Here is a 26,208-nt window from a genome sequence, read left to right as displayed (position 1 = left end):
CCTCTGTTCACTTTAATCCGAGGTGCCGGTGAAATTGAAGCTTTCCGGTCCGACACGCGTAACGCCAAGGGCGGTGGTGCTTACAAATACAGAATAAGCAGCAGCTGTCGTATTCGGCGCATTGAAGTCCGAACCGGAGAAGGCAATTAATTGCGGACCCAGGATTGAGAGATCCAGGCTTCGGGCAGCCGAGAATACGATGGTGTCGGATGGTGTCAATCCCCGGGTTACAAACACGGTTACAGTAGTGGCTACGGGCAGCAGCGGAAGCTGGACGGCAAGCACACCGGAAAATTCAACCCGGGTCAAGCCAGAGGCACCTGCTGAAAGATCAAGCGTCTGCTGGGCAATGAGGTCAGGTGCACCTAGTGCGGACAGCGGAATAGAAATGGAATTGGCGTAGCTGGCATTCTGGGATGTCTTTGAATCCAGAAACTGTGCAGGCATAAGTGATCATCTCCTTTCTCGGTATCGTATGCTTCTGGTCAAGACAAAGCGTGGATGTTCATCGCGGGCAATGCGTACAATTTAATAGACTTTGATAGCTCGTAAGGCAATGCACCCAAATGAAAGACGATGAAGGATATGGTAAAATAGCAGGGTCTAATAGAAGATACATAGGAAAAGGAGCGTACCTCATGAAAAAGAATTGGAATCAGGCGTTGCTATCGCTGATGATCTCAGCCGGATTGCTGGCAACGGCCGCAGCCCCGGCTGCTGCCGCACCTGTATCTCCGGTTGTCAGTATGGAAGGACAGGTGCTGGAGTACAGCACAAGCAAGCCGATGGTGGAGAAGGGTACAACGTATGTACCACTGAGATGGACACTGCAGGAGCTGGGCGTCAAGCTGGCTCAGGCTTCGGAGGATACGATCTACGTTATTACGGACGGAGATTCCAAGATTCTGAAAGCCAAGCTTCTGAAGATGAACGGTGTCACCTACGCTCCGATCCGGGTGGTCGGAGAGGCTGCCGGCTATGCGGTAGCCTGGGATGCCAAGACCCGTACGGTCATCCTTACGGCTTCTGTCAAGGAGGCGGTACAGGCTGCTGCGGGCCGCGGATTTATGTGGGAGATAGAGAGCGGTGGCAATACCGTATACCTGGTCGGCTCAATGCATATTGCGGACGAGAGCTTCTATCCGCTGCGACCGGAGTTTGATGAAGCTTTTGCCGAGGCGGACTATCTTGGCGTCGAGATTGATGTAAGCAAAGCGGCGGATGAGGCTCAGCAGCAGCTTATCATGAAGCTCGGTATGTACCAGGATGGCACCACCCTGAAGGATCATATCTCCGCAGATACGTATGCCAAGCTGGGAGAAGTGCTCCGTCAGAGCGGTATTGCGCCGGATGCACTGGATGTCTTCAAGCCGTGGGTGGTAGAGAGCACGCTGGGCAGCCTGCAGGCGTCGGCGGCGGGCTATGAGGCTGCAGCGGGGATTGATCTGTATTTTGTTCAGAAGGCCATGGAGAAGAGCATTCCTGTGCTGGAGCTTGAATCCTACGAATCCCAGCTGAGCATGTTTAACGGCTTCTCCCAGGAGCTGCAGGAGCGCAACCTGAACACTGCGCTGGAGCAGTTCAACCAACTGGACCAGAGTGTGAAGCAGATGGCCCAGATGTGGAAAACGGGCAACGAAGAGCAGCTGCTGGAGCTGACAAACAGTGTCTCGGAGGATGCAGAGTATGTTCAGGCGATGCTGATTGACCGCAACATTGGAATGGCCGACAAGATTGATGGCTATCTCCGGAACGGCAAGAATGAGGAGTATTTCATTGTCGTTGGGGCAGCGCATTATCTGGGTGAGCATGGAATCATCAAGCTGCTGGAGGACAAGGGCTATACGGTGAAGCGGAAGTAGTGTGCAAGACGGGCATCATATTTTAATGTAGACGATCGATATACGCATAGCGGAGCAATATGTAAAAGGAGTCGCCATGGCAAGATACTCTTGCCATGGCGACTCCTTTTTTAACGATATAGATCTCCTCGCAACCGCTTTAGCCAGCCGCGCTGGCCGGCTTGGTAATGAACAAGTCGAAATGAGTCGCATTTGCGGTCAATTGAATCAGCTCCTCCGGCGATACCAGCGTCAGCAGCTGATCGTGACCGATGATATAAATGCTGTACTGCCTGCTTCGAAATTTGTCCAGCAGTGCGAGACAGTCATAGCCCTGCATCTCCCACGCCTTCTGGTTGTATTCCATAAACAGCTTGGAGCCCGGCTTTCGTTCCAGAATTTCCACAAGATCATCGAGGATGAGCGGCTCCGCGCCTTCGATGTCAACCTTGATGACATCGGCAGCAATGTCAGGCAGGTAATCCCGCAGCCGGACCGTGGTCACCTCAATGGCCTGGAGAGGATCTGTATCCTTAATGGCCGAAACCAGGCTTTCAATGATGCTGGCTGAAGCCGTCAGCATGGTTGGAGAATACAGAGACAGCGTGCCTTCCTGATTACTCAGTGCAGCTTTATGAATTTCCATATGATAGAACCCGTTAATAAGCTTGCTTTTTAATAAATTCTGGTGGTGAAAAGGGTTAGGCTCAAAGGTATGGACCTTGCCGCCAGGTCCTGTATGCAGGGCAGCAATCAGCGAATAGTAGCCGCAGTTGGCTCCAATGTCCAGAACCGTTGCTCCCGGAGAGAGGGAGGCGGTGAACAGCTTGGAAATCCAGGACTCCCAGAAGCCATCAGCAATCAGATGGGCACTCATGGACAGCTCGCGGGTATCGACATAAATTTTGGGCCCTGCTTCCAGCTGGGTTAGATACGTGTAATCTCCAAGATAAGCGCTAACTCTGCTCATGATACACCTCGGTTTCGTAATATTGGGTGATGACCCGCTCTAGATTCCGGTGGATGATTCTGCCGATGCTCTGTGTAGAATACTTAGGGAAAATACTTTGTCTTCCGATCTGCGCCCGCTGCTTGGCTTGATCATAGCGGCGATATACATCGCGCAGTAGCTGGATCAGATGCTCAATGCTGGGCTCTGCCCACAGATGGCCCTTGAAGTGAGCAGGCATGGAAGAGGGGACTTCAACCAGCCGCTCGACATCAATTAAATAGCTGTTCTGCTCATTCATAAATTCCAGCTGAGCACTCCAATTCGTCCCGATGACCGGTACCTCCAGGGCCATAGCCTCCATGTAGGGCCGCCCCCAGCCCTCACCTCGTGTAGGCAGGACAAAAGCATGACAGGAAGCGTACAGCTCCAGCATTTCCTGCTCCGTCAGGCGAGCATCAAGGACTAGCACATGCGGAGGAGAATGAAGCTGGAGCTCCCTTGTAAACTGTTCAATGAGCTGGGATATTCGAGCATTGGGCTCATTAATCTGGCTCACCTTCAGCACCAAAGTGACATCGTCTTCCTCTGTGAAGCTGGATAAATAAGCTCGAAGCAGTAAGTCCCAGCCTTTACGGATGCTCCAGTCAAATACGGAAAGAAAAGCAAAGCTGCGGGCTCCGGGAATAGCTGAGCGTTGTAGTGAAGTAAGAGAATATTTTCGTTCATCCAGCACACCGGGTACCACCTGAAGCTTCAAAGGATCCACACCGGAAGCTACAAAGGTGTCAAAGTTAAACTGCGAAGGCACCCACACCTCTGTCAATGTATTGAGCACCTGAACCCAATCTGCCGGAATTCGGTCCGTCTCGAACATGGTCCGGCCAATGCTGATCGGGGCGCGGGGCATGCTGAATAAGTGGGCAGGGGCAGCTTGCATGTGAATCAGCGGAGGCTGCTTGAATACCGCGTACGCATTCCCGATCTGCTCTTCCGGCGGTTCAGGTACAGAGCTTGCCGCATCCATAGCCCGGACCTTGATCAGGTAGGGGTACGGTTTCAAGCTCTCGATAAAATGCCGCTGCTCCGAAGCATATCCAGTCGCATTATAGAACGGGCAGTCCCAGTGAATACCAATCTCTTCACGCTGAAATGCTTTGTAGGCATTCAGCCGGCCATCCTCAGGGTTATGAAGGGTGCCTTGGCCTTTCAGGCTCCAGATGCCATATTCCAGCAGCGAGCATACGGCGCTAAATGACTCGGTAGCGGCTTGACCCTGGTATACGATGAGCGTACTGCCAGCGGCAGCGCGGCTGGAGCACCAAGTGGTCCAGTCAATAAGCTCCTGGGTGTCTACACCGTCACTCAGCAGCAGGACAACAGAAGCATTTACGCTTGCGGCGTCATATTCCGCGAGCGACTGTCCGACCTCCGCCCAGAGAACCTGTTGACCGGGATGAAACCACGACATGGCGGCCTTCTCCCATAAAGGCTGAATGTCTGAAGAAACCTCCGAATGCGAAGACCAGACCCACTGAACCTTTTCGCAGTCCCCTTTTGCCGCCGAGAGAAGCCGCCCATTATTGGTAAATAACGAGGAGATCTTCTTGGCTCCGGCTTCTCTGAGCTCCTTCACTTCTTCTAGACGCTGCACGGCCTTCTCCATCCCGGGAGTGCAGTTCAGGGCTTTCTGAAACTCCTCTACCGCGTTCACATCGGCATTGAGATCAAGATACGTTTCCCCCATCTCCTTATGCAGCTCCCCGAGTAGAAGCCGGAGCGCTCTTACAGCCACCTGAAAATAAGGGATTTGTAACGAATGCACCGGAATATGAAGCTTCTTGGCCTCATTGAAGGCGTGAATAGCGAGGGACCAGGACTGCATTTCACTATAGCAGATACCCAGCAGCATCCAGGCGGTTCCGGTGCTTTCATCCGTCAAATCGGAATAACGGGACTGTCCTTCCTCTGTAGCTTGTTCTGTAATGGGTACGAGCAGGGATATCGCCTGCAGAAACCGGCGTGCTGCAATATATTTTGAGGCTAGCTGCATATGAAGAGAGGCATAGTGAGGATACCGCTGGACGAGGGCGGCCAGCAGGCCCTCAGCCTTGACCTCCTGTTCCCGTTGGCTGCAGGCGGTTACAGCTGACAGCTCCCGCCGAAGCTGCTGTTCTGCAGATGGACCGCACCAGGAAGACTGCCTGGACCAGAGCTCCAGGATATAGCGGCCTGCCAGAGAAGCAGTCTGCTGCCAGGTGTAGCTGGAGCGTATATTGCTGCTGGCCAGCCTGCCCTTCAAGTGGATGGTATCACGATGCTGAAAGGCATATCTCATGGCAGCTTGCAGCGCTTTTTTGTCGATATCAATCCAGGTGGGTTCATCCAGTGTCGCCAAATCCCCAATCTTCGCTTCCGGATGTCTAAACAGCCTGGAGGGAACGAATATAGCCTCATCATGGTTCAGCCATTCAGAGGCAGGCCCCTGGTCCGGCACGATGACTGCAGTGCCGCAGGCAGCAGCCTCCGCAATGGGAAGGCCGAACCCTTCTCCCCGAAACGGAAACACCGCACAGTCACAGCTCCGGTACAGATCTGCTAATTGCTGGCTGCTTAAGTGGAGATCGGTATACAGAATCTGCGGAGAGTGCGGGTTGTCTTTGGCATCCAGCACGCGCTGCTGCATGGAAATTCCATGATAATGCGTGGTGTTTCCGTGATCCTTCACAATCAGGCTGACGGGCTCTTCCGGGCTGAATTCCTCCAGATACGCATCCAGCAAAATGTCAAAGCCCTTCCGGGCAATGCTGCCGCCAACATACAGAAAGCGAAAGGAAGTGTCTATAGCGGCAAAGGACTCTTCTTTCTCTTCCGGCTTGAAGATGTCCGGGTCCACCGCCAAGGGCAGCACACGAATCTTGTTTCCCGGAATGCCGGATGCTATGTAGCTGTTCTTGTTATGCTGGCTGTACACCCAAATCTCATCCATGTCGTATTTCATGGGCATATACCATGTCACAGGGACGGCGCCAAACTCCCAGGGCAGGATACTGATCCAGTAATCTGCGCCCGGCGGCCTGCTCAGTCTGGGCGGCCATAAGTGGGAAATATGGATTTCCGCCGGATCAGGCCGATCCTCCGGAAATCGATGCAGCTGAAAGCGGGAATCCTCCACCAGCTGCTCATAGATATGGGCATTCACAAGAGCCAGGCTGTTGGTTTTGGAGAAGTCACCTTCCCAAGTTATGCTCAGGGTTCTACTCACAGGTTTTTCACCTTCTTTTGGTTTTGATCGGGCTGGCAGTTGAAGTGCCGCTTCATCACACTAGAGAGCTAATTTCCGAATATCTACACTTCATGGTTATTCAGCACATAAACTAAATAACACAAAAAGGAGGAGGAACTGATTGTGGAGACGCCTGTAATCTCGCTTTGTATGATTGTCAGAAACGAAGCGGACTGTATCGGCCGATGTTTAAGCAGCGTGAGCCCCTATGTGGATGAGATGATCATTGTGGATACCGGTTCAACGGATGACACTCCGGCGATTTGTAAGGAGTATGGCGCGAAAGTGCTTGATTACACATGGAATGAGCATTTTGCAGAGGCTAGAAATTTCGGGCTGCACCAAGCCCGCGGACAATGGATTCTCTGGCTGGATGCCGATGAAGAGCTGGGCGAAGGAGGCGAGCTGCTGAAGCAGCTGGCCACGGAGGCGGAATATGATTTGTTTTCTTTCGAACTGAACAATTATTACGGCACTGAAGTGGATGATCATCGAATCATTCAAATCTCGCATCCCCGAATGTTCCGGAATGGCCTCGGATTTCAATTCCGTAACAAAATCCATGAGGCACTCAATGTGGAAGAAGTGTTCGGCAGCGGCAGTCAGATGCTTGAGCGTATGGGCAATGCACCGGTAACGCTGTGGCACTACGGCTATCTGGAGTCACAGGTCCAGGTGAAGGATAAAGCCAAACGAAACCTGCAGCTGCTGCAGCAGGCGTTGTCCGATAACCCGGAGGACCCTTGGCTGCATTATCATATGGCCTCCGAGTGCTACCGGCTGAAGAAGCTGAACGAATCTTTTCAGCACACCAATCGCTCGATCGTGGCGTTTCTGAGCAACAGGCTGACTCCGCCTTCGCTGCTGTACAAACTGAAATACTCCATTCTGATCAGTGTAGGGAGCTATGATGGCGCGTATCCCGCGATTGAAAAGGCGATTATGCTGTATCCGGATTATGTGGATCTTGTGTTTTACAAGGGCGTTGTACTGATGCAGCTGAAGAAATTCGAAGCGGCCTTGGAGGCATTTGAGCAGTGCCTTGAGATCGGGGATTCCAATCTGGCGCATCTCACCCAGAAGGGTCTGGGAAGCTTTCAGGCTTGGCATTATAAGGGAATGTGTCAGGAGCTCCTGAAAAATAACCCAGAGGCGAAAAAGTGCTATGAGCAGGCGCTAATGATCTACCCCCAGCATGCCGAGTCGATAGAGGCTTTAAACAAGCTGAAGCTGAAATCAAAATGACGCTTCTGGGCAAACGCCAAGTCATCTTTGCATAAGCGGAATATAATGCAGAGTGCTAAAGCAGCAGCTAAGCTCGTATCTCAATATTCCGCAAATGCCGTGGTAGATAAGTGTACACCCGTTGCGTACAGCCTGAATAGCATGTAAAAAAAACTGAGTGAGGTGTAGAGTTATGTCACAAGCAAACATCCCGAATATTACCCCTAGCATCAGCATTACGCTGGGCCAGACGGTGCCTTTACTGCTGTCTTCCATTGCTCTGGAGGAACTGGCCCTGGCACATATTATTAATGCTGAAGCCGAGAAGCTTCAGTTCGTGTTGGGCACATTGACACCAACCACATCCACGCTGGCTCCTGGAGATATTACAATATCCAACCTGCTGCTCGTCAACTCCAGTGTTAGAAGAACATTGCAGGATGTCATCAAAAAAGAAATGCTGCTGCAATTCAAGTTCGAGAATGTCCTGGACTTGATTCAGATTTCCCCTGGGAATCCCGTTCTCGGAACTTAAGCTTTAAGCGGCTCTGTTCCTGACGGCATCACAGCTTAACCTATGAGAGTGGCTTGCATGGCTGACACATGCAGGTCTTTTTTTTGTACCACCACTGCCGGAGAAGCTCCCGCACACCAGGCGCCTACTGCGCATAAAGTAAACAGATGATGTTTGATACACATACGCCTATTGAAGGAGGACCACGATGACAACAGCTTTCATTACGGGAATTACTGGCCAAGACGGAGCTTATCTGGCTCAATTACTGCTATCCAAAGGCTATGAGGTCATCGGAATGCATCCGCAGCGCAGCACTCCGAACCTGTGGAGGCTGCAGGAGCTGAACATTCTGGATCAGATCAAGCTTGTAGAAGGAGATGTCGTGGATATTTCCTCGGTCATCAAGCTGCTGGAGGTCTACAAGCCGGACGAAATATATAACCTGGCGGCCCAGAGCTTTGTAGGGGCGTCGTGGAATCAGCCTATTTTAACCTCTCAAATTACAGGCCTGGGAGCCTTGAATTTACTGGAGGCTGCGCGTCTGGTGAGACCGGATTGCCGGTTCTATCAGGCCTCCTCCAGTGAGATGTTTGGTAAAATCCAGCATCAGCAGCAAACGGAGGGGACGCCTTTTTATCCCAGAAGCCCGTATGGTGTAGCCAAGCTGTTCTCCCACTGGATGACGGTAAATTACCGGGAAAGCCATGGCTTATTTGCTTGCAGCGGCATTCTGTTTAATCATGAATCTCCGTTAAGAGGCATTCAGTTCGTAACCCGGAAGATTACCGATGCCGTGGCGAGAATCAGCTGCGGACTCATGGATCAGGTTCAGCTGGGGAATCTGGAGGCCAAGAGAGACTGGGGCTTTGCCGGCGATTTCGTAGAAGCGATGTGGCTGATGCTGCAGCAAGACCAGCCGGATGATTACGTGATTGCGACCGGCCAGACGACATCCGTGCAGGATTTTTGCAAAATGGCATTTGATTATGTGAATCTGGATTGGAAACAGCATGTACAGGTGGATCCGAAGCTGTATCGGCCTGCTGAAGTCGATATTTTGCTCGGTGATGCTTCGAAAGCACAGCAGCAGCTGGGGTGGAAGGCCAGAACCCGCATCGAGCAGCTGGCAGGGATGATGGTGGAGAGCGATCTGAGGAGGGTCAAGGAGGAGCTGAAACTGAAAAAAGGCTGCCACGACTCATGAAGGTCGTATTTATGTCGGGAGGTACCGGAAGCAGGCTATGGCCGCTATCGAGATCGTCGGTGCCCAAGCAATTTATTCCTCTGTTTCAGGACGAAGCAGGGAATATGGAAGCGATTCTCGCCCGAAATGCCCGGCTGATGTTGCAGAAATTCAGCCCTGATGATGTGCTGGTATCCTCCATGGCGGAGCATGAAGAGCAGATCTCCAGCTGCCTGCCATGGGGTCCCCGCATCATTGTCGAGCCGGAAAGAAGGGACACCTTTCCCAGCATATGCTTGAGCTCGCTGTATCTGCTGGATGAGCTGAAGCTGCCGGAGGATGAGCTGGTTTGCTTCTGTCCTGCCGACTTGTATATAGAAGAAGATTTCGTGGACCTTCTGGCTGCCATGCCGCAGCGGCTGGACTGGTGTCAAGTGAACATTGCCCTGCTTGGAATTGAGCCGATGGAGCCCTCCGGGAAATATGGCTATATTGTTCCACAGCTTGAGACCGCTCATCCGGCAGGACCGGTTTATGGCATTTCGCAGTTTGTCGAGAAGCCGGCCCTGGACCTGGCATCTGAGCTCATATCAGAGGGAGCGCTGTGGAACAGCGGAGTTTTTATGTTTCGCTTGTCTTTTATGAAGCAATATGTACAGAGCAAAGGGGATCCCGCAAGCTATCCGGCTTGCCTGGCCAGCTATAGCAGCCTGCCTGCCATCAGCTTTGATTACGAAGTGCTGGAGAAAACCCCGGATATTGTAGTGGTCCCGTTCCATGGCCGATGGACCGATATCGGAAGTCTGGATCGCTTGGTCGATACAATGGGCCACCCGCATTTTGAAAGCAAGGTTTACCGGAGAGACACCGAGGCTGTTACCGCCATGAATTTAACGGATGTTCCGGTCGTATGTATAGGTGTGTCAAACTTGATGATTGTGGCTACGGACCATGGTATTCTGGTAACTTCCAGAGAGGCCTGTGATGACATCAAGCTGCTGCTCGCCGAGCAGCCCGAGATCACGGAAGATCCCAAGCCCTGATGTGCGTACAGGGCTTGGGAAATAAAGAAGCTTTCATGGGGAGGAGAGGACATGATTCAGATCAGCCTATGCATGATTGTCAGGGATGAAGAAGAGGTGCTGGAGCGGTGCTTAAGCTCCATTCACCGCCTGGTAGATGAAATCATTATCGTTGATACGGGATCCACAGACCGGACGAAGGAGATTGCGGCAGTCTTTGCAGACCGGGTTGTCGACTTCACATGGATCGATGATTTCTCTGCCGCCCGGAATTATGCCTTCAGCCTCGCCACTATGCCATATATTCTCTGGCTGGATGCCGATGATTACTTGAAGGAAGGCGACGAAGAGGCCTTTCTTGCATTGAAGCAGCTACCTGAGGACATTGACAGTGTAACACTTCCCTATTATCTAAGCATGAATCCCTCTGGGGGCGCTGCGTCCTCTCTTCGCCGTAATCGGATCGTGCGCTCAGACCGCGGTTTTACATGGATTGGAGCGGTGCATGAATATCTGGAGGTGTCAGGCAACATCTATCACGCTTCTCCAGCAATCGTTCATGGGAAGATGAAGAGCCATTCAGACCGCAATCTGAGGATATATCTGAAGCGCGAAGAGGAGAACCTGCCTTTTTCCTCAAGAGATATGTATTATTTCGGTAACGAATTAAGCGAGCACGGGCAGCATGAGAAAGCCATACAATATTATGACCGTTTCTTGAAGCAGCAGGGGTGGGTGGAGGACCAAATTCAGGCCTGCATGCGTAAAGCAGATTGTTATCAAAAGCTGGGGCAGAAGGAAAAATCGCTGCAATCCTGGCTTCAGACACTGGAATACGATCAGCCCCGGCCGGAGTTTTGCTGTGCATTCGGGGAGCATTTGCTGGAAAAGCGTGAATATCGTACGGCAGCGTACTGGTTTGAGCAGGCGCTTTCCTATGAGCTGCCTAAGGAGCATATGTCTCTCGTGAATGGAGCGTATTCAACATGGATTCCTCATCTCAAGCTGTGCTTGTCCTATAGCTGTATGGGTAAGCTCGACGAGGCTTATTTCCACAACGAACAAGCAAGAAGCTATCAACCGGAGCATCCTATTATTATGTACAATTATCATTTTATGAAGCAGATGATGCAGGATAAGGCGGGTCATTGAACCTGGATACCCAGTATGATAAGCCCCTTCCATGAAGCTACAGAGAAGGGGCCCCATCGTAAACTGGCTGCTCAGTACTGTACATCAGGATGCCTCCGGCGACCTTTTTACGGATTCTGCCTTCTTTCAGCAGCTGGTTGATATTAGAGCGTGCGATCACTCTTACAAGCTCGTAATGGTCCTCATGGTCATCAATGCCATAGCGCTGCATGAGCTTTTGTACAATAATATCAAAGGTCTGGCCTTGGTAATGCTTGATGATATCCTGGATCTGCTGATACATATCATCGATACACTGCAGATTTTGCTGAATCAGGCTGCTTATATCCTTCTCCAGCCCTCCGTGATACAGCACATAGTGGCTGGCCCGGATGGATTTAAGCTTCTGAAGGGACTGCTTGGCGTTACCGGGGTCCGTAAACATAAGCAGCTTCTGCTTGGACAAGGTTCGGGCTCCAAACAGGGCGTCGGCACAAAATAAAACCTGATCCGGGGTTAGAATACCGAACATTCCCGGAAAGTGTCCGGGCAAGGTCACAAATGAAAACTTGACTCCCTGAATGAAAAACACGCCGTCATGGTAAGGTATGCTTTCTGTTACGAGAATTTCCGCTCTGGCATCCTGCTGCTGCGGGGCATAATCTAGCATGTTCATCACTGCACTGGCACCGGGATCGTTAACAATGGTAGCCGAGAGAGGGGAAGCATAGCACTTCAGATAGGGATGCTTCTCTTTCAAATAAGAGGCTCCCTTGGCACTCGCCAGATGAGCATGGGTTAAAAGAATGCTGCTTAAAGTATATCCCTTATCCGTGAGATCCTGCTCTATAAGCTCGGCCGTCTTAAAATCCGGACCGCTGTCAATCAAATGGGCTTCGCGGGTTGAGGGATTCAGATATCCTCCGATCGCGTATTTTCCAGACCAGCAATACGTATTGCCGGCGACTTGAATGAAAGTAGGCTTAGACATTTTCTTCCGCTCCTGTCCATCAGATTAATATTTGATGTTATATTTCTTTGAACCTATCATGGCCATGAACGCAGCTTCTTCTTTCCGGTCCGGATTGTGTTTTTTGGATGGTCCTCCAAGGGTGGATATAAACAGGGCTGCAGGAGGCTTGGGATTAGGCCTTGCCTTTGAACTTTTCTTCGGGCTGCTCTGCTTGGCGGGCTTGGCGGAAGAGGGTGAGCTTATCTTTGGCTTGTTGACTGCAGCCGGGATATTTAATTTCTGTTGAATGGAGATCCAGAAAGACCTGCAAGGCCTTAACAGGCCGGTATCATCCGTTAATTGATCCCAAAGTGTTCTCAACTCAAGAAGTGAACCCTCGTTCCACGTAGGAGGCTCCTGTCCAGATAGAGCTTGAACAGCATGTAAATCTAGAAGCCGTTCGAGTAAGCTCAGCTGCCTGGTGCTTATGCGAACGGCGATAACTTGATCCTGCTCATGCAGCGCCGAGGCTTTGTCGGCATAGTGCCCGACCCAGCGCAGAATAGCCTCCGCGTAAACAGATGCGCTGGAATTCGGCTTGTTGTGATGAGAATCGTTCAATAATTTCCCCACCTTACATTACGAAGCTCAAAGAAGGGTTTAATAGTCCATTCCTTCATCCCGGGCGAGCTCATCCCAGTATTCCGGCATCCGCTTCGGGTCCGGGATGGCTCCGCCCGACTCCTTAAGTTCTTTTTCAGAGGACTGGAAAAACAGAATAGAATCCATTTTTTTCATTAACATCCATTTCGTCATCAGGATCGTATCCATCATTCTCGTAATGGCATAATTAAATTGAATATACTCCTGGCTGGAAGGTGCATTAGAGAAGGCGGGATCCTGATGAATAAAGGCAAGAATTTTTTGAGCTTCGGCGTTCATCAGAGTAGCGAGAGCTTCCTCCTCGGCAGAAATAGAAGACAGCAGCTTTGCTGCCGCCTCATCCCAGTGCCCGGATTCGCGGAGGGAAGGATCGAACGGCATAATATGACCTCCTGGTTACTAGGCTGATCGTTTGTACTACTCCTCCGGATAGCAGTCGTCATCATAATCAATATGCTCTTTGAGATCGAGCTGCATGACATCCTCCAGCTTGAACTGCAGGAGCATCTGGTTCTTGATCACATTGCGCAGCATGAGCTCGACACTGCGGTTAATTCTTAAAATGTCCTCAAGATCCACGCAGTGATCTTTTACAAAGCGCTGGATTTTCTCGCCTTCAGCGTTAATGATATGGGACAATCCGATCTCTTCCAGAGCGATGGAGGACAGCAGCAGGTTGATCGCTTCTTTCCTCTTCAATGTGATTTCAGGACGTATATCCGGAATGTTGGGCATGGACATGCTTGATCACCTCTCTTTCTGTGTAAAGCTCCACGATGCTTTCTACCCTGGACTGCAGCAGCATCTCTTGCTTAATAATGCTCTGCATCATGTCCAGAGACGCGGTATCATTCAGGAGGAGCCTGCACAGCTCCCGGGATTGAACCTGTTCATGCTGGGGGTATGCTGCCAGCAGACGTTGAGTCTTCTTCGCTTCTGAATGCATAACGTGAGCTAGCGAGAGCTCGGTCAGTGCAATGGCGATGAGACATAAAGCTTCGGCCTCATGAATGGTAATGCTGACGTTGACAGCGGAATCAGGAGCATTAGAGAGGCTGGGCTGTGACAAGCGGTTCACCTCTTTCTTCGGGTACCATAACCGTATACTGCAAGCACTTATACCTATGTCTTACAGCAGGCAGATTATTACTGCTGCGAGTATTTATTGTTGGCTTGTATGGACAATGGCTCAAGCCTGATGGACAGATGCAGCATACCGTATAGCGTAAATATCTTACCGAAAGAGGGTGACTGGCCTTGTCGCAAGCGAATATTCCTAATGTGACGCCGAGTATCACAGTCACAAGAGATGATGCGTTAAATCTGCTTCTTGCTTCCATTGCTATAGAAGAATTAGGTTTGGGACACATCATTAATGCCGAGGCTGAAAAAATTCAATACGCGGTCGGCACACTTCCGGGACTTACCGTGCCCTCCACCATTAATGATCTGATTGCGGTGAATTCCAGCGTTAAGAGTACAATGCAGGAATTGCTCAAAAAGGAAATGCTGCTGCAGCACAAGCTGGAAAGTGTATTAGGTGCCGTCGAATCAGGAGGGGGAACAGGGACTACCGGAGCAACAGGCCCGACAGGACCTACCGGAGCAACCGGGGCGCCGGGCGCCGGAGCGGTCATTCCGTACGCTTCTGGGCTGCCAGTCACGCTGACGACGGTTGCAGGGGGGCTTGTAGGCACGGTCGGATTAATTGGCTTTGGCAGCTCCGTGTCCGGGGTCAGTGCGCTTGGCGGAACTATAGATTTGACAGGGGTTGGCGGCAACCTGCTGAATTTTGCATTCTCGGCTCCGCGTGCAGGGACAATTACCGATATTGCGGCTTTCTTTAGTACGACGGTTGCCCTAAACCTGATTGGCAGCACGGTTACCATCACAGCTCAGCTGTACCGAGCTTCGCCGCCAAGCAACACCTTTGTCGCGATTCCAGGAGGCTTCGTGACGCTGGCACCGGCTTTATCGGGCGCGGTTGCGGTTGGAGCGACGAGCAACGGGTTGAATTCCGGATTGGCCATTCCGGTTGCCGCTGAGGATCGGCTGCTGCTGGCCTTTGAAGCAACAGCATCGGGCTTGAGCTTGATAAACCTGGTCGTCGGCTATGCCGGAGCAGGGATTACGATTAATTAATTGATGCCCGCAAAAATAAGCTCATCCCCGCAAAAATAAGCTCATCCCCGCATCAACTGCAGGATGAGCTTATTCTGTATGCCTGTCCGTCATTAGAGCAGCGCTTTAGCAATCAGGGAGTACAGCACAATGACGAGGTACACGAGAATCAAGTGCTGGATGGAGAAGATAAACATCTTCGTAGCCCAGGCCTTCTGCTCCGCTGGGTTATAGGTCTTGAAGCTGGTTACCAGCCAAGCCAGGTTAATCAGGAGGACAATGACAGCTACAATGGGGCTGAACGACCAGAACAGGAAGCTGGACGCGCTCAGCAGGACCAGATAAACATTCGTCTGCGTATAGGCGCGTTTGATCCCTTTCACCACAGGCAGCATCGGGACACCCGCCGCTTTATACTCGTCAAAGCGCCGGATGGCGATACAGTAGAAGTGGGGCATCTGCCAGAGAATCATCGTAATCACGAGCGCCCAGATTCCGGCATGGGCATAGTCATGCGAAATGACCGACCAGCCGATCAAAGGGGGGACTGCGCCGGAAATGCTTCCGACTTCGGTATTATAGACGGTGCGGCGTTTCGTCCACATCGTATAGGGAATCATATATAGAAAAAGGCCGAGCAGTGCGAACAAGGCAGCCATCGGTGAGGCAAACAGCAGCAGCAATGTTCCGGCAACGGTAAGGAAAATCCCCAGCGCCAGACCGGTTCGGGTGTCGACCTGTCCGGTGACCGTAGGCCGGTTGCGGGTGCGCTCCATCACCGCGTCAATATCCCGGTCATACAGGTTGTTAAAGGCACCTGCAGCTCCAATGATGAAGGAGGAGCCGACCAGGGAGGCGAGAATAGCGAGCCAGTGCTCTCCAATGGAGGCATCATAAACATAAAGCGCCATGCACAGGCCGGTAAACACGGCGATCATATTGGAGCGGATAATTCCGGTTTTGACGGTTTCGCCTAGAGCTTTGGAGAAAGGCTTGTACTCCAGTGTAAGGTTCGCCTGTGATCTATTATTTATCATCATCTGCTCACTTTCCATTTTAGAATATTCGTGTGCTTTACAATTATAGCATTCCGGCTTCGGCTTTTTGCGATAAAGTCACAATATTAATAATAATGTCAATTTTAAGCCGACATTTTACCCAAATATCAATATCTTACCACAAAGTATAGGGAGTGCAGTAGCGTTTTCTTGCAAGAAGCTTCATATTTTGCAGCCCGTGCTCCGCAAAAAGCACATAGCTCTCGATCCAATAGAGGTTGAATCTTCCATCAATGAAACGCTTGCATCAAGAAAACAATTGTGTTAACTTATACCTGTAACCGGTTACAGTGTCAGTTTCGCTCAGTGTGTAACGGGTTACATAGAGATTAGTATGATGAAGAGTGCTTGTAACGACACACGTACCTAAGGAATGAAACATGCCTATAAACGGAGTGATAACAAGGATGGCAACGATCAAGCAAGTGGCTCAGGCTGCAGGGGTGTCGGTAGCAACCGTCTCCCGGGTCATCAACGAGAGCGGTTACGTTCATGAAGATACCCGGCGCAGAGTAGAGGATGCGGTCCGGGAGCTGAATTATACGCCCAATGAGGTAGCTCGGTCCCTGTACAAGCGAAAATCCAAGCTGATCGGCTTGCTGCTCCCTGATATCACGAACCCGTACTTTCCCCAGCTTGCCCGTGGAGTCGAGGATCGGCTGCAGGAGCAGGACTACCGGGTTATTCTCGGCAACAGTGATGAAAGCCGGGAGAAGGAAACGGAATATATTCAAACCTTTTTGCAGAATAATGTGGTAGGTGTTATTTCTTCAACCCATGCGCCTGACCATGAAATGTATACAGGTCTCAAGATCCCGGTTGTGTTTCTGGACCGGACTGTGAATGACAGCCCGAGCGTCTATGCAGACGGCAGAGAGGGCGGCAGGCAGGCTGCCCGTGAGCTGGTTCAGCGCGGAAGCGCCCGAATCGTCATTATTCAGGGACCTGCTGCTGTAAGGACAGCCATGGACCGTTATGAGGGAGCGGCGGAGCAGCTTGAGAAGCTGGGAGCATCCTATCAGGTGCTGAAGACAGACTCGTTCTCTTTTACAGAAGCAGAAGCGTGGGCACAGGAGCTATTCCGGCAATATCCGGACAGTGATGGCATTATTGCAAGTAATGATATTGTAGCCTTTGCTGTCTTGCAGGAGGCTGTACGGCTTGGGAAGAAGGTGCCGCAGGATGTGCAGATCATCGGATTTGACGACATTCCGCTGAGCCGGTTGTTAACCCCTTCCCTGTCGACGATTCATCAGCCGGCCTATGAGATGGGCAGGGCGGCGGCAGATTTGATCATTGCCTTGATCGAGGAAGCCTATGTAGAACGCAGAAATATCCAATTTGCAGTCTCTTTTATCGAGCGGCAGACAACCCGAAAGGTGGAATTGTAATGGCAAGAATAACGGTAATCGGCAGCTCCTCAATGGATCTGGTCGTCACCTCCAGCAAGCGCCCCGGTGCCGGGGAGACGGTGCTGGGCGACAGCTTCAAGACGGTGCCCGGCGGCAAGGGAGCGAATCAGGCCGTTGCAGCGGCCAGACTGGGAGCAGACGTCACGATGGTCGGCTGTGTCGGGGATGATCATCTGGGTGAGATCATCTTGAATAACTTCAAGGAGAACGGGATTCATACGGACTATGTGGAACCGGTTACAGGTATGGAGAGCGGTACAGCACATATTGTGCTCGCGGAAGGTGATAACAGCATTGTCGTCGTTAAAGCCGCGAATGACTGCATCACTCCGGCTTACGTGGACCGGGCGTCCGCAGCGATCCGGGATGCAGACATCGTCATGATTCAGCAGGAAATTCCGGAAGAGACGGTCGTTCATGTAAGTCAGCTGTGTCAGGAGTACGGCGTGCCACTGATGCTGAACCCCGCTCCGGCACGTCCGGTGCCGCCGTCTGTCATTGAGCGTGCCGCTTATATTACGCCGAATGAGCATGAGGCAGCCATCCTGTTCCAGGGAATGCCGCTTGGCGAGGTGCTGCGGCGCTACCCGAACAAGCTGATTGTTACCGAGGGCAAAGCGGGCGTCCGGTATTTTGATGGGGAGCAGGAGGTTGTCGTGCCCGGATATGCGGTGAAAGCGGTAGATACCACAGGGGCAGGAGACACTTTTAACGGGGCATTAGCCACTGCACTCGCGGAAGGTCAGAGTCTGCAGGACAGCCTCCGGTTTGCCAACAGGGCAGCAGCGCTGTCGGTAACCAAGTTTGGCGCTCAAGGCGGAATGCCGCAGCGCAGCGACGTCGAAGGGAGCCTTTAAGATGAAGAAGCAGGGCATGGTGAACAGCCATATTGCCAAGGTGCTGGCCGATCTTGGCCATACCGATCTGATTGTCATCGCCGATCTCGGGCTCCCGGTGCCTCCGGGCGTGCTGAAGATTGACCTGGCGGTGACGCAAGGGACTCCGGGCTTTCAGGACGTCGTGAGCGCCGTGGCGGCGGACATGGTGGTGGAACGCGTTATTGTCGCTGAGGAGATAAATTCTGTAAATATGGAAACCATGCAATATATAGAGGGAGCCTTTCCGGACAGTACCCTATCCCAGGTTCCACATGAGCAATTCAAGGAGCTGACCCGGCAGGCGAAGGCTATCATCCGAACCGGGGAAGCCAGGCCCTATGCGAATTGTATTTTGCAGTCGGGCGTTCATTTTGGATAAGAGGAGGATTAACCATTATGCATATCCAGATGAGCAACATTCATAAAGCCTTCGGCACAAACCAGGTGCTGACCGGTGTCGACTTTGACTTGACCGGGGGAGAGGTTCACGCCCTGATGGGCGAGAACGGCGCCGGTAAATCGACGCTGATGAATATATTGACCGGCCTTCACAGCCGGGATCAGGGAAGCATTTCGATTGACGGGCAAGAGATTGCTTTTTCCAGCCCGCGGGAGGCGGAGGATTACGGCATTGCATTTATACATCAGGAGCTGAACATTTGGCCGGACATGACCGTGCTGGACAACCTGTTTATCGGGAAGGAGATTACGTCCCGGCTCGGGGTGCTGAACCAGAAGCAGATGAAGGCCATGGCCGAGGAGCAGTTCTCCAGACTGTCGGTCAGCATTCCTCTCTCCCAGGAGGCGGGAATGTGCTCGGTTGGTCAGCAGCAGATGATTGAAATTGCCAAAGCGCTGATGACGAAAGCCAAGGTCATTATTATGGATGAGCCCACCGCCGCCTTGACCGAGCGGGAGATCCGCAAGCTGTTCGAGGTCATTGACTCCTTGAAGAAGCAGGGCGTGTCCATCGTCTACATCTCCCACCGGATGGAGGAAATCTTCGCGGTGTGTGACCGGATTACCGTTATGCGCGATGGCAAAACCGTGGACACCAAGCCCATCCCGGACACCAGCTTTGATGAGGTCGTTCGCAAAATGGTCGGCCGGGAGCTGACCGAGCGCTATCCGGCGCGCAGCCCGTCACCAGGCGAAACCGTGCTGGAGGTCAAGGGCATAAGCGGCAAAGGCCGGTTTGAGAATGTCAGCTTCTCGGTCAGAGCCGGAGAAATCGTTGGCGTATCCGGGCTGATGGGAGCAGGCCGCACCGAGATGATGCGGGCCATCTTCGGGCTCGATCCGCTGAGCAGCGGTGAGGTGTGGATTCGCGGCAAAAAGGTGTCCATCCGCAAGCCCGATGATGCCGTAAAGCATGGCATCGGCCTGATTACGGAGGACCGGAAGGATGAGGGCCTCGTACTGGATTTCTCAGTCCGCGAGAATATGGCACTGCCGAATCTGTTCAGCTTCTCCTCGAAGGGCTTTATCTCCACTCGCAAGGAGCAGGAGTTCGTGGATACGCTCGTGAAGCGGCTGCAGATCAAGACGCATACGACTGAAACGCCGGCTGGCAGTCTATCGGGCGGTAACCAGCAGAAGGTGGTCATCGCCAAGTGGATCGGGATTGGTCCGAGCGTCCTCATTCTGGACGAGCCAACCCGCGGGGTAGATGTCGGCGCGAAGCGTGAAATCTATCAGCTGATGAACGAGCTGACCGAGCGCGGGGTTGCCATCCTGATGGTCTCCTCGGAGCTGCCGGAGGTGCTCGGCATGAGTGACCGCATTCTGGTCGTCCATGAAGGCCGGATTGCCGGAGAAGTGAAGGGCAGCGAAGCTACCCAGGAACAGATTATGACACTAGCTACAGGAGGTCAGTAACATGACAACCCTCAATGAACCTAAAGCGGAAAGAAACTTCAAGCTTGGCCAATTCACCCAGAAGCTCGGTCCGCTGCTCGGACTGATCATCCTGATTGTGATCGTCTCTGTCATGAACCCAAGCTTTCTTGAGCCGCTGAATATACTCAACCTGCTGCGTCAGGTATCTATTAACGCCCTGATCGCGTTCGGGATGACATTCGTAATTCTGACCGGCGGCATCGACTTGTCCGTAGGCTCCATCCTGGCGCTTTCCAGCGCACTCGTTGCCAATCTGATGGTCGCAGGCGTGGACCCGATCTTCGCGATTATTATCGGCTGTGCAGCCGGGGGGATCATGGGTGCGGTCAACGGCCTGCTCATTACGAAAGGCAAAATGGCTCCATTTATCGCTACACTCGCGACGATGACTATATTCCGTGGACTCACGCTGGTCTATACCGAGGGTAACCCGATTACCGGCCTTGGCGACAGCCTTCCGTTCCAGCTGTTTGGACGCGGCTACTTGCTCGGCATTCCGGTTCCGGCGATTACCATGATTCTTACCTTCGCCGTGCTGTGGATCATTCTCCACAAGACCTCCTTCGGACGTAAAACCTATGCCATTGGCGGTAATGAGAAAGCATCCATTGTGTCCGGTATCAAGGTATCTCGTGTAAAAATTATGATTTACTCCCTGGCAGGTATGCTGTCCGCCCTGGCCGGAGCGATCCTGACGTCCCGTCTGAACTCGGCACAGCCGACAGCGGGCACCTCCTATGAGCTGGACGCCATCGCAGCCGTAGTGCTTGGCGGCACCAGCCTGACCGGAGGTCGAGGCCGGATTGTGGGTACATTAATCGGCGTACTGATTATCGGAACGCTGAATAACGGCCTGAACCTGCTGGGCGTCAATTCATTTTATCAGATGGTCGTCAAGGGCGTTGTTATTGCGATAGCCGTTCTGCTCGACCGGAAGAAAACGGTATAAGGAGGAAATTCCTGATGAAAAAAGCGAACCTGTTTCTCCTGTCGCTCCTGCTGGTGTTCATCACCGGCTGTTCCATGGAGCCGCCTGAATGGGCCAAGCCCAAGCTCAGCGGCGATGTGAAGGATCTCAAGATTGGCTTGTCCGTATCTACGCTGAATAACCCCTTCTTCGTTTCATTGAAGGATGGTGTTGTAGAGGAGGCCGCCAAGCAGGGGATGGAGGTCATTGTCGTCGACGCACAGAACGACTCTGCGAAGCAGAGCAATGACGTGGATGATTTGATCCAGCAGGGCGTTCATGTCCTGCTCATTAATCCAACCGATTCGGCGGCCATTTCGACCGTAGTACAGACTGCGAACAGCATCGGCATTCCTGTGATCACGCTTGACCGCTCCGCGGACCAGGGTGAGGTGGAAGCGCTCGTCGCTTCCGATAACGTAAAGGGCGGCCAGATGGCGGCAGAGCATATTGTAAAAGAATTGGGCAAGAACACGAAGGTCATTGAGCTGGAAGGAGTGCCGGGAGCGTCCGCTACCCGCGAACGCGGTCAGGGCTTTCATGATGTAGCCGACCTGGAGCTGGATGTCGTTGCCAAGCAGGCTGCTGACTTCGACCGGACGAAGGGACTGAACGTTATGGAGAATCTGCTCCAGGGCAACCCGGATGTGAAGGCGGTCTTCGCTCATAATGACGAGATGGCGCTGGGAGCCATTGAAGCGATTCAAAGCTCCGGCAAGGACATCATGGTCATCGGCTTTGACGGCAATGACGATGCGTTGAAGTCCATTGAGGCCGGCAAGCTGACGGCTACGGTTGCGCAGCAGCCAGAGCTGATCGGTCAGCTGGCTGTACAGGCCGCCGTGGATGTCACCTCCGGCAAAGAGGTGGAGGAGGTCATTCCGGCACCGCTGAAGCTGGTGATTAAAGAATAATAAAGAGCAGGGGGCTGTCTCCTTCAGGACTTGAAATCCTGGGGAGCAGCCCCCTGCTTGCGGTAATGGGACGGTGTCCGCCCTTTAATGGACTTGTACACCCGGTTAAAGGTGCGGATGCTGCTGAAGCCGCATTCCAGAGCGATCTCCATAATGCTGTCGTCGGTGTTTTCCAATTTGATTTCGGCCAGCGACACCCGTACCATATTAAGGTAGGTTTTGAATGACAGGCCCAGGGTCGATTTAAAGGTCCGGCTGAAATGGAAGGGATCCATATTGAAATGCCCGGCAATCGACTCCAGCGTCATCTCGGTGCGGCAGTTCTCTTCGATATAAGACAGCATCTTCTGCAGGCGAGCCCGCTGCTCGTAAGGCTCTTTAGCCTTGGGAGCCACCGGCATGCAGCGCTGCAGGTCTGCGCACAGCTGCATCGTGAGGCCGCGGACCATGAGCGCCGAGGCGGGAGCAGCGGCTCCGCCGCCCTCGCATTCCTGGTAGATGGCTTGCAGTAGTCCATACAGCCGGTTCCGGTCTTTTTCAGCGGGGGTGAAGTAGGGAGAGGTAAACTGGAAGTCGCCCGGCCATGTCCGGGAGGAGCCGAGCAGCTCGGGCTTGAACACGAGAACCGTTGCACGGGATTCCTTGCCGCCATATTCGAAATCGTGGATGTCATTGCTGCCGCATACAATAAAGTCCCCCGCATGAACCTCCCGCTTCTCCTCATTAACACCCAGCAGCAGACTGCCGGATTCAACGTAAATAATCTCGACCTCGGGATGGCAGTGGGCATAGAACTGGATATTATTGTGACTGAAAATCTTTAAGGGGAGCTCACTATCAAATTTCCAGTTCTGGTAAATGAATTTCATGCCGCTCTCCCGCCTTTTCGCATCGTCTCCGCATCATTTCGTGGGCAATACTGCTTGTTAACCATGTCCATTCCATCATAGAGAGCAGGGGCATTTTTGTCCAGTAGCTGGCGACCAGGGCAATCACCACACAAAGAAACACGGCAGCTTCGGGAAGAAATCCCGTCACCGCCGTGCTATACATGCTCCTTATACTGGAGTATATGAACTCTTCATGTCGTAGAAGCTGCCGGAGCCTGAAGACAAATGGAAGGCCCACATGGCTTCCAGCACATGGTACGCCAGCTCACCGCTGGCCTGATGCCGCCGTCCCTCCAGAATAGCCTGTGCCATGTCGGCCGGGCCCAGCCCGCGGCCATTTGCAGCCATGCCTTCAATTAATGGCACCTCGGTCCATTCCTCATCGCCGAGCTTCTTGTATTGTACGGTGCCGCCGAACGAGTTCGGATCCGGCACTCTCAGGCTGCCCTGGGTTCCGTGAACCTCGATGGGAGGCAGCGAGCTGCCGCCGAATATATCAAAGCTCGTAATCATCGTCGCAATCGCGCCGCTTTCAAAGGCGAGTGTTCCCGTCACGTGGGTCGGAATCTCAACCGGGATTTCGGCCCCTTTTTTCTTCTCACTCGTAATGACGCGCTTCTCAAATGCTTTGCTGGTCATGCCGGCTACGGTACGAATCGGTCCCATCAGCTGCACCAGTGCGGTCAGGTAGTACGGTCCCATATCAAACATAGGACCGCCGCCTTTGGCATAATAGAACTCCGGATCGGGATGCCAGTGCTCGTGACCGCGGCCCATCATGAAAGCGGTCGCCGAGACCGGACGGCCGATCACGCCATCCTTCAATAGCTTCAGCGCGGTCTGCAGTCCGGCGCCGAGGAAGGTATCCGGAGCGCCGCCTACATACAGGCCCTTCGCTGCGGCCGTTTCCAGCACCTGACGCCCCTGCTCTAGTGTCAGCGTCAACGGCTTCTCGACGTACACATGCTTGCCGGCCTCCAGAGCCATCAGGCATACGTCGCCGTGCGCGCCGGGAATGGTCAGGTTAATGATCAAATCAATATCGGGATGATCCAACAGCTCCTGCGGCGTGCAGGCTGCCGGGATCCCGTACTTCTCCGCCTGGCTGCGGGCCCGCTCCACATCAAGATCCGCACAGGCTACAATTTCCAGTGAATCAAAGCTTGGGATATTCTCCATATAAATGCCGCTGATGTTGCCGCAGCCTATAATACCTGTCTTTAATTTGCTCATGTTGATTTCAGCTCCTAAATGAATGAGGTGTAATGCATTTACAGCTGGCTGTCGCTCATCCCGGTGTAGGTTCCTTGAGATTGGGCGGCTTCCATGGCTTCCGGTGCCTGTTTGCCTTCCGCTGCCCACAGCAGGCCGCGTCTCATTAACTCCTTCACCTGCGGCATCTCGACGATGTTTGCCTGATGGCCCAGCGCGTTATAGTACACGCGTCCAACGCCCCAGCGCTTGGTCCACACAACCGGCATATCGACCGGGTTATTCAGGCGGTGCGGGCCGTCTGCCAGGGGGAATCGGGTGGAGGCCAGGACATCCACTGCAGGATCGACGTGCAGGTAATACTGCTCGGATACAACCTTGAAGTGGGACATTCCGTGCACCAAGGGACTTGAGCTGTGCCGGATTTCGACCGTATACTCGACGCCGTCATTGCCGGGATGTGCTACCCATTGTCCACCGGTCATAAACTGCCAGTCTACATTCGTACGGAATGCATCGCACATGCCGCCATGGCAGCCGGCAAGTCCGGTGCCGCTTTGGACGGCTTCCGAAACATTTTTGACATATTCCTCTTTAATCTCGCCCATCGTCCAGACCGGAACGATCAGATCCAGCTCCTTCAGCCGGGCGGCATCTGCGAAGGCATCCAGCGTGTTGGACACCTCGACCTCAAACTCATGCTCTTTCAAGATTTCTTCAAAAATACCTGCGACCTGCTCGGGCTCATGTCCATCCCAGCCGCCCCATACGATCAATGCTTTTTTCATGTCGTTTCACTCTCCTGTGTTCTACATTTCCGAAATGGATACCCAGCGGCGTTCCGCGATAGAGCGGTCCACAGCCTCCAGCACAGCCTGACACTTCACACCATCTGCAAAGCTCGGCTCGGGCTGGCGATTCTCCTGAATAGCTGTCGTGAATTCCAGGAATTCATGGATAAAGGTGTGCTCGAACCCGATCGTATGACCCGGCGGCCACCAGGCCTCCGCATACGCATGGGCAGGATCGGTGGCCAGCACGCGCCGGAAGCCCTGCACGTCCTCGGCATCCGAGGTGAAATAAACCTCCAGCTCATTCATCCGCTCAAAATCAAATCGTACGCTGCCCAGGCTGCCGTTGATCTCAAAGGCATTGGTCGAGCGATGTCCTGCAGCAAACCGGGTTGCCTCAAAGCTGCCCAGTGCGCCGTTCTTGAACCGGCTCAGGAACAGTGTCGCATCATCTACGGTGACTTCGCCCTTGGGACCGTCTGCGCTGCCCTTGGCACTGAGCCCGGTCATTTCGGCGGCGAGCGGACGCTCCTTAATAAATGTTTCGCTCATGCCGATAACCTCCTCCAGATCCCCGACGAGGTAATGGGCAAGATCAATCAGATGCGCCCCCAGATCACCATGGGAGCCGGAGCCGGCGATCTCCTTCTGCAGGCGCCAGACGAGCGGAAAGCTGGGGTCGAGAATCCAGTCCTGCAGGAACCAGGCCCGGAAGTGATAAATCTGCCCCAGACGTCCGCTTGTAATCAGCTTCTTGACCAGCTGTACCGCCGGGGAGAAGCGGTAGTTGAAGCCCGTCATGTGCTTGATGCCGGCAGTCTCCGCAGCCTGAAGCATCTCCCGGGCATCCTTCAGGCTTAGCGCCAGCGGCTTCTCACAGAAAATATGCTTTCCGGCCTGAGCGGCCGACAAAGCAATCTCCTTGTGGGCATCACTGGGCGCATTAATATCAATAATGTCAATATCCTCTCGGGCAATGAGGGCCCGCCAGTCGGTTTCGGACTCCGCCCATCCGAAGCGGTCTGCCGCCTCCTGTACGGCCTGACCGTCGCGGCCGCAGATGACGGCCATCTCCGGCTTGGCTGCCTTCGGGAAGAACATCGGCAGCGCCCGGTATGCATTACTGTGGGCCTTACCCATAAATTTATAACCGATCATTCCAACTCGCAGCGACACAAGCATCTCCTCCTTATCGTTCAAGCATGTCTATAGGCTGCAGCGCACTGGCAATATCATGATAACGTCTTCATTATAAAAAAACGTTCCGCCATCCGCTCGCCACTTTATGCTGGGCATTG

General features: G+C 53.0%; 27 protein-coding genes. 13 read left to right on the top strand and 14 right to left on the bottom strand.

The window, feature by feature from the left end:
* Positions 1-12 precede the first annotated feature (12 nt).
* Positions 13-447 (bottom strand): hypothetical protein, encoded by a 435-nt coding sequence (locus JJQ72_RS15360; protein WP_138224379.1) that lies wholly within the window; start codon positions 445-447, stop codon positions 13-15.
* 191 nt (positions 448-638) lie between these two features.
* Here JJQ72_RS15360 and JJQ72_RS15355 point away from each other — a divergent pair, with 191 nt between their 5' ends.
* Complete coding sequence (locus JJQ72_RS15355; protein ID WP_208204215.1) at positions 639-1,862, top strand: TraB/GumN family protein; 1,224 nt, start codon at positions 639-641, stop codon at positions 1,860-1,862.
* A gap of 139 nt (positions 1,863-2,001) precedes the next feature.
* Here the strand turns inward: JJQ72_RS15355 and JJQ72_RS15350 are convergent, their stop codons facing one another.
* Together JJQ72_RS15350 and JJQ72_RS15345 are read right to left on the bottom strand one after the other, a co-directional pair.
* Complete coding sequence (locus tag JJQ72_RS15350) at positions 2,002-2,811, bottom strand: FkbM family methyltransferase (protein ID WP_208204214.1); 810 nt, start codon at positions 2,809-2,811, stop codon at positions 2,002-2,004.
* Positions 2,798-6,055 carry a glycosyltransferase gene (locus JJQ72_RS15345; protein WP_208204213.1) on the bottom strand — a complete coding sequence of 1,086 codons (3,258 nt, stop codon included), beginning with the start codon at positions 6,053-6,055 and terminating at the stop codon, positions 2,798-2,800. Before JJQ72_RS15345 ends, JJQ72_RS15350 begins: the two co-directional genes overlap by 14 nt.
* 144 nt (positions 6,056-6,199) lie before the next feature.
* Between JJQ72_RS15345 and JJQ72_RS15340 the strand changes: the two genes are divergently transcribed.
* From JJQ72_RS15340 to JJQ72_RS15320, 5 genes are all read left to right on the top strand, one after another.
* Entirely contained in the window at positions 6,200-7,321 is a 1,122-nt protein-coding gene (locus tag JJQ72_RS15340) for a glycosyltransferase (RefSeq protein WP_347880764.1), read from the top strand.
* A gap of 172 nt (positions 7,322-7,493) precedes the next feature.
* Positions 7,494-7,835 (top strand): alpha-helical endospore appendage domain-containing protein, encoded by a 342-nt coding sequence (locus JJQ72_RS15335; RefSeq protein WP_138224389.1) that lies wholly within the window; start codon positions 7,494-7,496, stop codon positions 7,833-7,835.
* A 187-nt stretch (positions 7,836-8,022) separates the two neighbouring features.
* Complete coding sequence (gene gmd, locus JJQ72_RS15330; protein WP_138224391.1) at positions 8,023-9,021, top strand: GDP-mannose 4,6-dehydratase; 999 nt, start codon at positions 8,023-8,025, stop codon at positions 9,019-9,021.
* Positions 9,018-10,043, top strand: coding sequence for a sugar phosphate nucleotidyltransferase (locus JJQ72_RS15325; RefSeq protein ID WP_208204212.1), 1,026 nt, complete (start codon positions 9,018-9,020; stop codon positions 10,041-10,043). The genes gmd and JJQ72_RS15325 overlap by 4 nt, the downstream gene beginning before the upstream one ends.
* Positions 10,044-10,094: 51 nt before the next feature.
* On the top strand, positions 10,095-11,174 hold the full coding sequence (locus JJQ72_RS15320; protein WP_208204211.1) for a glycosyltransferase family 2 protein: 1,080 nt from the start codon (positions 10,095-10,097) through the stop codon (positions 11,172-11,174).
* 37 nt (positions 11,175-11,211) lie between these two features.
* Here the strand turns inward: JJQ72_RS15320 and JJQ72_RS15315 are convergent, their stop codons facing one another.
* The 5 genes from JJQ72_RS15315 to JJQ72_RS15295 are packed head-to-tail and all read right to left on the bottom strand — an operon-like array spanning position 11,212 to position 13,837.
* A complete protein-coding gene (locus JJQ72_RS15315) occupies positions 11,212-12,144 on the bottom strand; it encodes an MBL fold metallo-hydrolase (protein WP_138224397.1) in 933 nt (310 codons plus the stop codon).
* A gap of 24 nt (positions 12,145-12,168) precedes the next feature.
* Positions 12,169-12,726: a hypothetical protein gene (locus JJQ72_RS15310; protein WP_208204210.1), complete on the bottom strand. Its 558-nt coding sequence runs from the start codon at positions 12,724-12,726 to the stop codon at positions 12,169-12,171.
* A 39-nt stretch (positions 12,727-12,765) separates the two neighbouring features.
* A complete protein-coding gene (locus tag JJQ72_RS15305) occupies positions 12,766-13,149 on the bottom strand; it encodes an alpha-helical endospore appendage domain-containing protein (protein ID WP_208204209.1) in 384 nt (127 codons plus the stop codon).
* A gap of 36 nt (positions 13,150-13,185) precedes the next feature.
* Positions 13,186-13,509, bottom strand: coding sequence for an alpha-helical endospore appendage domain-containing protein (locus tag JJQ72_RS15300; protein WP_208204208.1), 324 nt, complete (start codon positions 13,507-13,509; stop codon positions 13,186-13,188).
* Positions 13,475-13,837 (bottom strand): alpha-helical endospore appendage domain-containing protein, encoded by a 363-nt coding sequence (locus JJQ72_RS15295; RefSeq protein WP_138224405.1) that lies wholly within the window; start codon positions 13,835-13,837, stop codon positions 13,475-13,477. The genes JJQ72_RS15300 and JJQ72_RS15295 overlap by 35 nt, the downstream gene beginning before the upstream one ends.
* A 188-nt stretch (positions 13,838-14,025) precedes the next feature.
* Between JJQ72_RS15295 and JJQ72_RS15290 the strand changes: the two genes are divergently transcribed.
* Positions 14,026-14,910 carry an exosporium glycoprotein BclB-related protein gene (locus JJQ72_RS15290; protein WP_243896121.1) on the top strand — a complete coding sequence of 295 codons (885 nt, stop codon included), beginning with the start codon at positions 14,026-14,028 and terminating at the stop codon, positions 14,908-14,910.
* A 92-nt stretch (positions 14,911-15,002) separates the two neighbouring features.
* Here JJQ72_RS15290 and cyoE read toward each other — a convergent pair whose 3' ends face one another.
* The gene (gene cyoE / locus JJQ72_RS15285) at positions 15,003-15,926 is read right to left on the bottom strand and encodes a heme o synthase (protein WP_233281205.1); all 924 of its coding nucleotides are present in this window, start codon (positions 15,924-15,926) and stop codon (positions 15,003-15,005) included.
* A gap of 428 nt (positions 15,927-16,354) precedes the next feature.
* Between cyoE and JJQ72_RS15280 the strand changes: the two genes are divergently transcribed.
* From JJQ72_RS15280 to rbsB, 6 genes are read left to right on the top strand one after another with little or no spacing between them, the layout of a single operon-like run.
* Complete coding sequence (locus JJQ72_RS15280; protein WP_138224409.1) at positions 16,355-17,338, top strand: LacI family DNA-binding transcriptional regulator; 984 nt, start codon at positions 16,355-16,357, stop codon at positions 17,336-17,338.
* On the top strand, positions 17,338-18,216 hold the full coding sequence (gene rbsK, locus JJQ72_RS15275) for a ribokinase (protein WP_138224411.1): 879 nt from the start codon (positions 17,338-17,340) through the stop codon (positions 18,214-18,216). Before JJQ72_RS15280 ends, rbsK begins: the two co-directional genes overlap by 1 nt.
* Position 18,217: 1 nt before the next feature.
* Positions 18,218-18,616: a D-ribose pyranase gene (rbsD, locus tag JJQ72_RS15270; RefSeq protein WP_208204207.1), complete on the top strand. Its 399-nt coding sequence runs from the start codon at positions 18,218-18,220 to the stop codon at positions 18,614-18,616.
* A 17-nt stretch (positions 18,617-18,633) separates the two neighbouring features.
* Entirely contained in the window at positions 18,634-20,115 is a 1,482-nt protein-coding gene (locus JJQ72_RS15265; RefSeq protein ID WP_138224415.1) for a sugar ABC transporter ATP-binding protein, read from the top strand.
* Between the two features lies 1 nt (position 20,116).
* A complete protein-coding gene (gene rbsC / locus JJQ72_RS15260; protein ID WP_138224417.1) occupies positions 20,117-21,085 on the top strand; it encodes a ribose ABC transporter permease RbsC in 969 nt (322 codons plus the stop codon).
* Positions 21,086-21,099: 14 nt separating this feature from the next.
* Complete coding sequence (rbsB, locus tag JJQ72_RS15255) at positions 21,100-22,017, top strand: ribose ABC transporter substrate-binding protein RbsB (protein WP_208204206.1); 918 nt, start codon at positions 21,100-21,102, stop codon at positions 22,015-22,017.
* A gap of 23 nt (positions 22,018-22,040) precedes the next feature.
* Here the strand turns inward: rbsB and JJQ72_RS15250 are convergent, their stop codons facing one another.
* The 5 genes from JJQ72_RS15250 to JJQ72_RS15230 are packed head-to-tail and all read right to left on the bottom strand — an operon-like array spanning position 22,041 to position 26,092.
* Entirely contained in the window at positions 22,041-22,886 is an 846-nt protein-coding gene (locus tag JJQ72_RS15250; protein WP_208204205.1) for a helix-turn-helix domain-containing protein, read from the bottom strand.
* Positions 22,855-23,070, bottom strand: coding sequence for a hypothetical protein (locus JJQ72_RS15245; RefSeq protein ID WP_208204204.1), 216 nt, complete (start codon positions 23,068-23,070; stop codon positions 22,855-22,857). The genes JJQ72_RS15250 and JJQ72_RS15245 overlap by 32 nt, the downstream gene beginning before the upstream one ends.
* A 5-nt stretch (positions 23,071-23,075) precedes the next feature.
* Positions 23,076-24,140 carry a Gfo/Idh/MocA family protein gene (locus JJQ72_RS15240; protein WP_208204203.1) on the bottom strand — a complete coding sequence of 355 codons (1,065 nt, stop codon included), beginning with the start codon at positions 24,138-24,140 and terminating at the stop codon, positions 23,076-23,078.
* 38 nt (positions 24,141-24,178) lie between these two features.
* A complete protein-coding gene (locus JJQ72_RS15235; protein ID WP_138224425.1) occupies positions 24,179-24,907 on the bottom strand; it encodes a ThuA domain-containing protein in 729 nt (242 codons plus the stop codon).
* 21 nt (positions 24,908-24,928) lie between these two features.
* Positions 24,929-26,092: a Gfo/Idh/MocA family protein gene (locus JJQ72_RS15230; RefSeq protein ID WP_208204202.1), complete on the bottom strand. Its 1,164-nt coding sequence runs from the start codon at positions 26,090-26,092 to the stop codon at positions 24,929-24,931.
* Positions 26,093-26,208 lie beyond the last annotated feature (116 nt).

The sequence above is a fragment of the Paenibacillus sp. F411 genome (assembly GCF_017582705.1).
In the GTDB taxonomy this organism is placed as follows: Bacteria; Bacillota; Bacilli; order Paenibacillales; family Paenibacillaceae; genus Paenibacillus_AQ; species Paenibacillus_AQ algicola.
Note: the sequence above shows the minus strand (reverse complement) of the source record. Positions and strands in the feature narration are given on the sequence as shown.

Bases quoted from the DNA above. Each gene is read 5' to 3' on its own strand.
- JJQ72_RS15360 (WP_138224379.1), bottom strand. From the start codon at position 447: ATGCCTGCACAGTTTCTGGATTCAAAGACATCCCAGAATGCCAGCTAC.
- JJQ72_RS15355 (WP_208204215.1), top strand. From the start codon at position 639: ATGAAAAAGAATTGGAATCAGGCGTTGCTATCGCTGATGATCTCAGCC.
- JJQ72_RS15350 (WP_208204214.1), bottom strand. From the start codon at position 2,811: ATGAGCAGAGTTAGCGCTTATCTTGGAGATTACACGTATCTAACCCAG.
- JJQ72_RS15335 (WP_138224389.1), top strand. From the start codon at position 7,494: ATGTCACAAGCAAACATCCCGAATATTACCCCTAGCATCAGCATTACG.
- gmd (WP_138224391.1), top strand. From the start codon at position 8,023: ATGACAACAGCTTTCATTACGGGAATTACTGGCCAAGACGGAGCTTAT.
- JJQ72_RS15325 (WP_208204212.1), top strand. From the start codon at position 9,018: ATGAAGGTCGTATTTATGTCGGGAGGTACCGGAAGCAGGCTATGGCCG.
- JJQ72_RS15320 (WP_208204211.1), top strand. From the start codon at position 10,095: ATGATTCAGATCAGCCTATGCATGATTGTCAGGGATGAAGAAGAGGTG.
- JJQ72_RS15315 (WP_138224397.1), bottom strand. From the start codon at position 12,144: ATGTCTAAGCCTACTTTCATTCAAGTCGCCGGCAATACGTATTGCTGG.
- JJQ72_RS15305 (WP_208204209.1), bottom strand. From the start codon at position 13,149: ATGCCGTTCGATCCTTCCCTCCGCGAATCCGGGCACTGGGATGAGGCG.
- JJQ72_RS15300 (WP_208204208.1), bottom strand. From the start codon at position 13,509: ATGTCCATGCCCAACATTCCGGATATACGTCCTGAAATCACATTGAAG.
- cyoE (WP_233281205.1), bottom strand. From the start codon at position 15,926: ATGATAAATAATAGATCACAGGCGAACCTTACACTGGAGTACAAGCCT.
- JJQ72_RS15280 (WP_138224409.1), top strand. From the start codon at position 16,355: ATGGCAACGATCAAGCAAGTGGCTCAGGCTGCAGGGGTGTCGGTAGCA.
- rbsK (WP_138224411.1), top strand. From the start codon at position 17,338: ATGGCAAGAATAACGGTAATCGGCAGCTCCTCAATGGATCTGGTCGTC.
- rbsD (WP_208204207.1), top strand. From the start codon at position 18,218: ATGAAGAAGCAGGGCATGGTGAACAGCCATATTGCCAAGGTGCTGGCC.
- JJQ72_RS15265 (WP_138224415.1), top strand. From the start codon at position 18,634: ATGCATATCCAGATGAGCAACATTCATAAAGCCTTCGGCACAAACCAG.
- rbsC (WP_138224417.1), top strand. From the start codon at position 20,117: ATGACAACCCTCAATGAACCTAAAGCGGAAAGAAACTTCAAGCTTGGC.
- rbsB (WP_208204206.1), top strand. From the start codon at position 21,100: ATGAAAAAAGCGAACCTGTTTCTCCTGTCGCTCCTGCTGGTGTTCATC.
- JJQ72_RS15250 (WP_208204205.1), bottom strand. From the start codon at position 22,886: ATGAAATTCATTTACCAGAACTGGAAATTTGATAGTGAGCTCCCCTTA.
- JJQ72_RS15245 (WP_208204204.1), bottom strand. From the start codon at position 23,070: ATGTATAGCACGGCGGTGACGGGATTTCTTCCCGAAGCTGCCGTGTTT.
- JJQ72_RS15240 (WP_208204203.1), bottom strand. From the start codon at position 24,140: ATGAGCAAATTAAAGACAGGTATTATAGGCTGCGGCAACATCAGCGGC.
- JJQ72_RS15235 (WP_138224425.1), bottom strand. From the start codon at position 24,907: ATGAAAAAAGCATTGATCGTATGGGGCGGCTGGGATGGACATGAGCCC.
- JJQ72_RS15230 (WP_208204202.1), bottom strand. From the start codon at position 26,092: ATGCTTGTGTCGCTGCGAGTTGGAATGATCGGTTATAAATTTATGGGT.